This window comes from Prevotella sp. HMSC073D09, assembly GCF_001814145.1.
Taxonomy (GTDB): Bacteria; Bacteroidota; Bacteroidia; order Bacteroidales; family Bacteroidaceae; genus Prevotella; species Prevotella conceptionensis.
Map to the genome: position 1 here is coordinate 15342 of NZ_KV815096.1, position 7310 is coordinate 22651.

Genomic DNA, 7310 nt, shown 5'->3' on the forward strand with positions numbered 1-7310 from the left:
TTGCCGCAAAAAATCGATTCTCGCGAGGGTTTGTATTGATGCAAAAAGGGGGTTGTATGTGAAGACGACAAAATGAATTTTTATTTATAATAACCGCCATTTGCACCCGTTTAGGGTGTGTTTATTGCTGAATTTACTGTAATATGCCGCAAAACGCAGCGCATTTTGGTGCAAAACGCAGTGTGTTTTGATGCTAAATGCAGTGCGTTTTGGTGCTAAATGCAGTGCGTTTTGGTGCTAAACGCAGTGCGTTTTGGTGCTAAACGCAAGGTGGAATGCTGCTAAATGCGAGATGAAAAGCATAAAAATGCGCTGAAATGGTATAAATAAAACCCTCTCGATTTGTTGGAAATATGGCTGAAAAGGGCAAAATGATCGTCAAAAAGTGGGGTTTTAGGGGGTAAAAAGTGGGTAATTGGCCTTGAAAAATTACGAGTTGGCGATCAAAATAGAAAGGCAAAATGGTGCAAAATGCAGGTTTTGTTCTTAAAAACAGACAAAACAAACGATGTGGAAGGGTGGAAATAGTGGCAATTTACCTACTTTTTAGCTAATATTCTCGCTAGAACGGAGTGAAAAATTGAGTGGTGCTGTAAAATAAAAAATAATATTTTAAGTTTTTGGGTTGATGGTTTTGGGGTTTGACGGGTTTGTAAGTTGATGGGTTTGTAGGTTTATGAGTTCATCAGTTTTTATTTAGTTCATAAGTTTATGGGGTGGTCTGTTTACAAATTTGAGAGTTCATAGGTATGTGCGTTGTATTCGTACGCGAGTAGGGAAAGATAGCTTTCATGTTGAGGAAAACAAGGAAACTATAAGGGCTTTTACACCAACTCCCTCATTGCGTTTGGTACGCCATAAGTGGCCAAATGCACTGCTGTAAGTCGCTAGCACTCTTCGTCACCCTCTTCTTCCAGTTCGTTTATGAAGTTCAAGAAACTGCTTGACAGGCGTTTTACAGAACTGTCTGTAAACTCCCCTAAGTCCATTAGCAACAAAACCACTTCGTTTGTCTCCAAGTCTATTGCGAAGTAATTCCCTCCCCAGTCCACGGCGAAGGGCAAGTATCTTTTCGGGATGCCCTTGTCTGTGAGGTTTAAATAGCTGTTGAGCACATCTAAATTGCCCAATTCATCGCTTGGATAGTTTATGGGAATGAAAAAACTCACTTCTACAAATCCCTCATCTTCTTCTACATAGTAATAGCTCTTGTCTGCAACACCTCCGTTAGCATGCAGGTATAAGTTCGTAAAATCGGCGGGCGAGCGCATGCCTAACGTTTTTTCTAGGGCAGCGATGTCTGCCAATGTAAGTGGTTTTGATGATTTAGTAAACATATATCTCGTATATTTAAGTGTGTGCGAAATGGTTCAAGCTTTGGGTCTAGTTCAAGGAAGAGGCTGTTGCTGAATATGGTTTTAAACAACTCTGAGGCTGTTTTTTGAAGACTTTCCTTAGCTTTTAGGTTGATGTGGAATATCATTCGCTTGCCCAATGAAAGGGTAGGGCGTTGTGTTAAGCAGGATAAAACCGCGTATAACTTAAAAGACAAGGAGGGGCCGAACTGATAGCGTAGCCGTGTTTAGGGGTCAAATTGCATAGGAACACGACCTAAAGCGTGCGCCTTTTGACTTTGGATGCAAGGCACGGGTCGCCATCCGTTACGGCCGCACTTGCGTATTGGCGTGCGGAACCTCTTCCACATGGTCTGCGTATTGCGCTGCGATTTGGAAAATGACTGTTTAAAGGTTCTCGTGATTTGCCCGTTTGGCGGCTGTTTTGTGACACGCTTTGGTGGCGTTTTGTTTGCTGTTAAGGCCTAATGTGGGGCGTTAAGCGTTTTTGGGCGAGGTAAATTTTAAGCACAAAGGCGTGCGTGGTAAAGTACTCGTTGTAGTGAAAAATGTGTTTTAAGGGCATAGCCCTGGTACACTTCCGTTCCCCAATGGCGACTTTACAAAACACGCCTTTGTGCGTTATTGTTGTTGCGTTGAGGGCGTTGTGGGTTACATCACGCCCCTTTCGCGCAGTTTCAATTGCCAGTTCCAAGCCGAACGCAAGGTGTCTTCAAGACTGGTCTCGGACTTCCAACCAAGCACGTTGTTGGCTTTGTCGGGGTTGGCCCACACCTTTTCGATGTCGCCTTCGCGACGTGGGGCGTAACTCCAATTAACCTTTACGCCTGTGGCCTTTTCGAATTTGTCTACCACTTCGTATGTGCTGACGCCACGGCCAGTGCCCACGTTAAAGTATTCAATTGGCTCGGTGTCCATGTCTAGTACCCTTTGCATGGCCTTAACATGTGCCTTTGCAAGGTCTACCACGTAGATGTAGTCGCGAATACATGTGCCGTCGGGCGTGTCGTAGTCGTTTCCAAATATCTTCAGCTCTTTCCTGATGCCCATCGCTGTTTGCGTAACAAAGGGGATAAGGTTGTTGGGAACGCCGTTGGGAAGTTCGCCGATGAGTGCCGACGGGTGCGCGCCGATGGGGTTGAAGTAGCGAAGGATGACGCTCTTAATGGGTGCGCCGCTGTGAATGTCGTCGCGAATAATCTCTTCGTTAATCTGCTTGGTGTTGCCGTAAGGGCTGCAAGCCTCTTGGATGGGTGCGTCTTCGGTTACGGGCAGATGCGCTTTGGTGGGCTGACCGTACACTGTGCAGCTTGAAGAGAAGATGAAACCCTTTACGCCATATACAGGCATCAGTTCTAATAGGTTGAGCAACGACACAATGTTGTTGCGGTAATAAAGCAGCGGTTTCTCAACACTCTCGCCCACAGCCTTGGATGCGGCGAAGTGGATGATGCCTTTGATGTCTTTGTACTTGGCAAACACGGCCTCCAAGGCTTGCTTGTCGCAGCAGTCTACCTTCTCGAAAGCAGGTCTGATGCCCGTAATTTGTTCGATGCCGTCTACAACTTCGGCGTTAGAGTTCGACAAGTTGTCTACGATAACCACATCGTAGCCGGCTTGTTGCAACTCCACGGTGGTGTGCGAACCGATAAATCCGGTTCCGCCTGTAACTAATATCTTCTGTTTCATTGTGTTGGTGTTATGCTTGTTGTTTAATGTTTAAGTTGACCAGTTTACGAGTTGACCAGTTGACCAGTTTACGAGTTAACCCGTTCACGGGCTCACTAGTTGGCCGTTTGATAAGTAAATGAATTGGCCAGTTAACCAGCTAATGTGTCGACAAGTGAAGAAGTTGACAAACAGGAGTGCCACGTTTGTCTCAGTATTGCCGTTCGCCAAAGATGTTCGTTCCCACGCGAACCATCGTGCTCCCGCATTGCAGGGCGATGGGGTAGTCGTGGCTCATGCCCCAACTACGTTCTTTAAAGGCATCGTCGTGGGCGAAGTATTGGCTTTTAATTTCGTCGAAAAAGCGCCAGGCGGTGGTCATCTCGGCACGAATTTGCCCTTCGTCGTCAACGTTCGAGGCCATAGTCATCAGTCCGCAGATACGAATGTGGCTTAGTTCGCGCCACTCGCCGCTGGCCAACATTTCGCGACAGGCGTCGGGCGTGAAACCATATTTGGTTTCTTCTTGGGCTACATGCAGTTCGAGTAGCACGTCGATAACGCGGCCGCACTTCTCGGCCTGCTTGTTAATCTCTCGTAAAAGCCTAAGGCTGTCCACCGCTTCAATCATGTCGATGTAGGGTGCGATGTACTTAACCTTATTGGTTTGCAGGTGTCCGATGAAGTGCCAGGCAATGTCCTTGGGCAGTTCTGCGGCCTTTCGGCTCAGTTCTTGTTCTTGACTTTCGCCGAAGATGCGTTGGCCTTGCTCGTAGGCGGCCATCAATTCTTCGTTGGGGTGGAACTTACTCACCGCCACGAGCTGCACGTGGGGCGGCAAACTCTGCACCACACGTTTTAAGTTTCCTGCCACATCGGTAGCCATTATTCAGCCTCCTTGGTGTTTTGGTTGTCCTCTTCGTATTCAGGTTTGTCGTTGGCGGCGGCATTTTGCGTTATTGCCACATGCTCGTACACGTCCATGATGAGCGTTTCGGTAACGCTGGCAATGTCGTATGTAATCATGGTGTTGCCCATAACGCTGTCTATATGCTTTACTGCGCCTTGCAAACTGGCGGCTTGCACCAGGTAGTTAACGTTCGAACGCTTTTCCTTTTCGGTCTTTTCGTCTAGCGTGATAAATTGCAGTTTGGCCTTATACCATTTGTCGTCGTTGTCGTTTTCGCTGAAAAACACCTCGTGATAAGGGGCGGGTTTGATGCCCGTAATCTTGAAGTCGCCAGCGATAAAGGCCGACATCTCTTCGATGATGGCGTTTTCTGCCTCGGTAAAGCTCAGTGCGTCTACCACGTATTGTTCGGTAATGGGTTTCAACATGCCATCATCCATCGTCTTGTCGTACCTGATTTTAGTTTCAAACCAGTCTGCCGTTCTTTGTCTCATGCTGTTTCTTTTGCTATTGATTTTATTGGCAAAAGTAACAAATTAATCCGTAAGGCGCAAAAAAAATGCACCTTATTCAAATAAACTTACGATGTAAGCATTGCGTTTCGATTAAATTCGATAACTTTGCATATCACCATAAAACAAAATCATTATGCCTGAAATCTCTGTTCGCGGACTGGAAATGCCAGAGTCGCCCATTAGAAAACTCGCTCCGTTGGCCGTTGCAGCAAAGGCCAGAGGAACAAAAGTTTATCATTTAAACATCGGACAACCCGATTTGCCCACGCCGCAAGTAGGTCTCGACGCCTTGAAGAACATCGATCGCTCGGTACTTGAATACTCTCCCTCGCAAGGCTACCAATCGTACCGAGAGAAACTCACCACCTATTATAAGAAGTATAACATCGACGTGACGCCCGACGATATCATCGTTACAACGGGCGGTTCGGAGGCCGTGCTCTTTGCTTTCATGTCCTGCCTGAACCCCGGCGATGAAATCATTATACCCGAACCGGCCTACGCCAACTACATGGCCTTTGCCATATCTGTGGGTGCAACCATCCGAACCGTGGCCACATCCATAGAGGATGGCTTTGCGTTGCCCAATGTGGAAAAGTTTGAAGAACTGATAAACGAGCGCACAAAGGGCATCCTTATCTGCAATCCCAACAACCCGACAGGCTATCTTTACACGCGTAGCGAAATGAACCAGATACGCGATTTGGTGAAGAAATACGACCTTTACCTGTTCTCCGACGAGGTATATCGCGAGTATATCTACACAGGTTCGCCCTATATTAGTGCCTGTCATTTGGAAGGGATAGAGAATAATGTGGTGCTTATCGATTCCGTTTCGAAACGTTATTCCGAGTGTGGGGTGCGTGTCGGCGCGCTTATCACGAAGAACGCCGAGGTGCGGGCGACGGTGATGAAGTTCTGTCAAGCCCGACTTTCGCCGCCGTTGCTGGGGCAAATCGTGGCCGAAGCGTCGCTCGATGCGCCCGACGACTATTTCCGTGGCGTGTACGAAGAGTACGTTGAACGTAGGAAGTGCCTTATTGATGGGCTGAATCGCATACCTGGCGTGTTCTCGCCCATCCCTATGGGGGCCTTTTACACCGTAGCAAAGTTGCCCGTTGACGATTGTGAGAAGTTCTGTCGCTGGTGTTTAGAAGAGTTTAGCTACGAAGGCGAAACGGTGATGATGGCTCCTGCCGCAGGTTTTTACACCACACCAGGCGCTGGATATAACGAAGTGCGCATTGCCTATGTGCTGAAAAAAGAAGACCTGAAACGTGCGTTGATGATATTGCGCAAGGCTCTTGAAGTGTATCCTGGGCGCGTTGACGATGAACGGAAGGAACTTTAAAGGTGAAAGGGTGAAAGGGTGAAAGGGTGAAAAGGTGAAAAGATGTTTTACCACGAACTTGTTTGCTCGTTAACTTGTCAACCCGTCAGCTTGTCGCCCCATCATCTTGTGAACTCGTCGGCTCTCAATTCATCAACTCGTCAACTTGTGAACTCGTGAACTTGTGAACTCGTCAACTCGTCAACTCGTAAACTCGTAAACTTATCAACTTGTGAACTTACCCTTTTTCCTAGCCAAGCGCATTTACGCCAATAACACCGACAAAACGCGGGTAGACCGCCCAGCCATACGCATTGCCATTGCTGGCGTTGCCGTGGGGTTGGCGGTGATGTTGGTATCGGTGAGCGTTGTTTTCGGCTTTAAGCATACCATTCGTAACAAGGTGGTTGGCTTTGGTAGCCATATACAAGTGGCCAACTTCATGACCCTTCAAGCATCCGAACAATACCCCATACAGATGGGCGACTCGATGTTGAAGGTGTTGCGTGACATCCCTGGCGTGCGCCATGTTCAACGTTTTGCCATAAAACAAGGCATACTTAAAACCAATAGCGATTTTCTTGGCGTGGCCTTCAAGGGAATAGCGGCCGACTACGATACCACTTTCATTCATCAACACCTCGTTGCGGGTGCCATTCCGCACTTCTCCGATAGTTTGGGGAAACAACAATTGGTGATTTCGCAGGCCATTGCCGACCAGCTGAACCTTAAACTGGGCGACAAAGTCTTTGCCTACTTCATCGACAACACGGGGGTAAAGGCTAGGCGGTTCAGCGTTGCGGCCATCTACCAAACCAACCTTTCGCAATACGATAAGGTGACATGTTTCATCGACCTATATACTGCGGTGAAACTAAATGCGTGGGAGACTGACCAAGCTAGCGGAGCCGAACTCACGGTCGACGATTTCGACCGACTTGACGACACGGCTGCGCGTGTGGTAAACAAGGTGAACCGCACTGTCGACAGATATGGTGAGACTTATTCGTCGCAAACCATTCAAGAGATGAACCCACAGATATTCTCGTGGCTCGATTTGTTGGATCTTAACGTCTGGATTATTCTCGGACTGATGTTATCCGTTGCAGGTGTCACCATGATTTCGGGTTTGCTCATCATTATTTTAGAGCGTACGGCCATGATAGGCATCCTTAAAGCCGTTGGTGCGCGCAATGTAACCATCCGTCGCACCTTTCTTTGGTTTGCAGTGTTTACCATTGGCAAGGGAATGTTTATCGGAAACCTCATCGGCATGGGGCTTATCGCCCTGCAACACTACACGGGGTTGGTGAAGTTAAACCCTGCCACCTACTACGTTAGCACGGTTCCCGTAGAGTTTAACCTGCTTGTATGGCTCTTACTCAACGTGGCAACACTGCTCATCAGCGTCTTTGTGCTTATTGCGCCTAGCTATTTGGTGTCGAAGATAAACCCAGCAACGTCGATGAGATACGAATGAGGAAAGGGGAAAAGATAGGAAAGGTGAAAAGGTGAAAGGGTGAAAAGGTGAA

At 47.7% G+C, this 7310-nt stretch carries 6 protein-coding genes; 2 read left to right on the forward strand and 4 right to left on the reverse strand.

From position 1 onward, the window contains the following. Window positions 1-887: 887 nt before the first annotated feature. The 4 genes from HMPREF2955_RS08250 to HMPREF2955_RS08265 all read right to left on the reverse strand — a co-directional run bounded on the left by HMPREF2955_RS08250 (window position 888) and on the right by HMPREF2955_RS08265 (window position 4427). A complete protein-coding gene (locus HMPREF2955_RS08250) occupies window positions 888-1337 on the reverse strand; it encodes an SMI1/KNR4 family protein (protein WP_070722561.1) in 450 nt (149 codons plus the stop codon). Between the two features lie 669 nt (window positions 1338-2006). Continuing rightward, window positions 2007-3044 (reverse strand): UDP-glucose 4-epimerase GalE, encoded by a 1038-nt coding sequence (galE, locus tag HMPREF2955_RS08255; RefSeq protein ID WP_070722563.1) that lies wholly within the window; start codon window positions 3042-3044, stop codon window positions 2007-2009. 190 nt (window positions 3045-3234) lie between these two features. Then, complete coding sequence (locus HMPREF2955_RS08260; protein ID WP_070722564.1) at window positions 3235-3909, reverse strand: YggS family pyridoxal phosphate-dependent enzyme; 675 nt, start codon at window positions 3907-3909, stop codon at window positions 3235-3237. Continuing rightward, complete coding sequence (locus tag HMPREF2955_RS08265; protein WP_070722566.1) at window positions 3909-4427, reverse strand: DUF4494 domain-containing protein; 519 nt, start codon at window positions 4425-4427, stop codon at window positions 3909-3911. Before HMPREF2955_RS08265 ends, HMPREF2955_RS08260 begins: the two co-directional genes overlap by 1 nt. Before the next feature lie 154 nt (window positions 4428-4581). Between HMPREF2955_RS08265 and HMPREF2955_RS08270 the strand changes: the two genes are divergently transcribed. Next, window positions 4582-5799, forward strand: coding sequence for a pyridoxal phosphate-dependent aminotransferase (locus HMPREF2955_RS08270; protein ID WP_070722568.1), 1218 nt, complete (start codon window positions 4582-4584; stop codon window positions 5797-5799). Window positions 5800-6010: 211 nt separating this feature from the next. After that, entirely contained in the window at window positions 6011-7258 is a 1248-nt protein-coding gene (locus HMPREF2955_RS08275) for an ABC transporter permease (protein WP_070722570.1), read from the forward strand. Window positions 7259-7310: the final 52 nt, after the last annotated feature.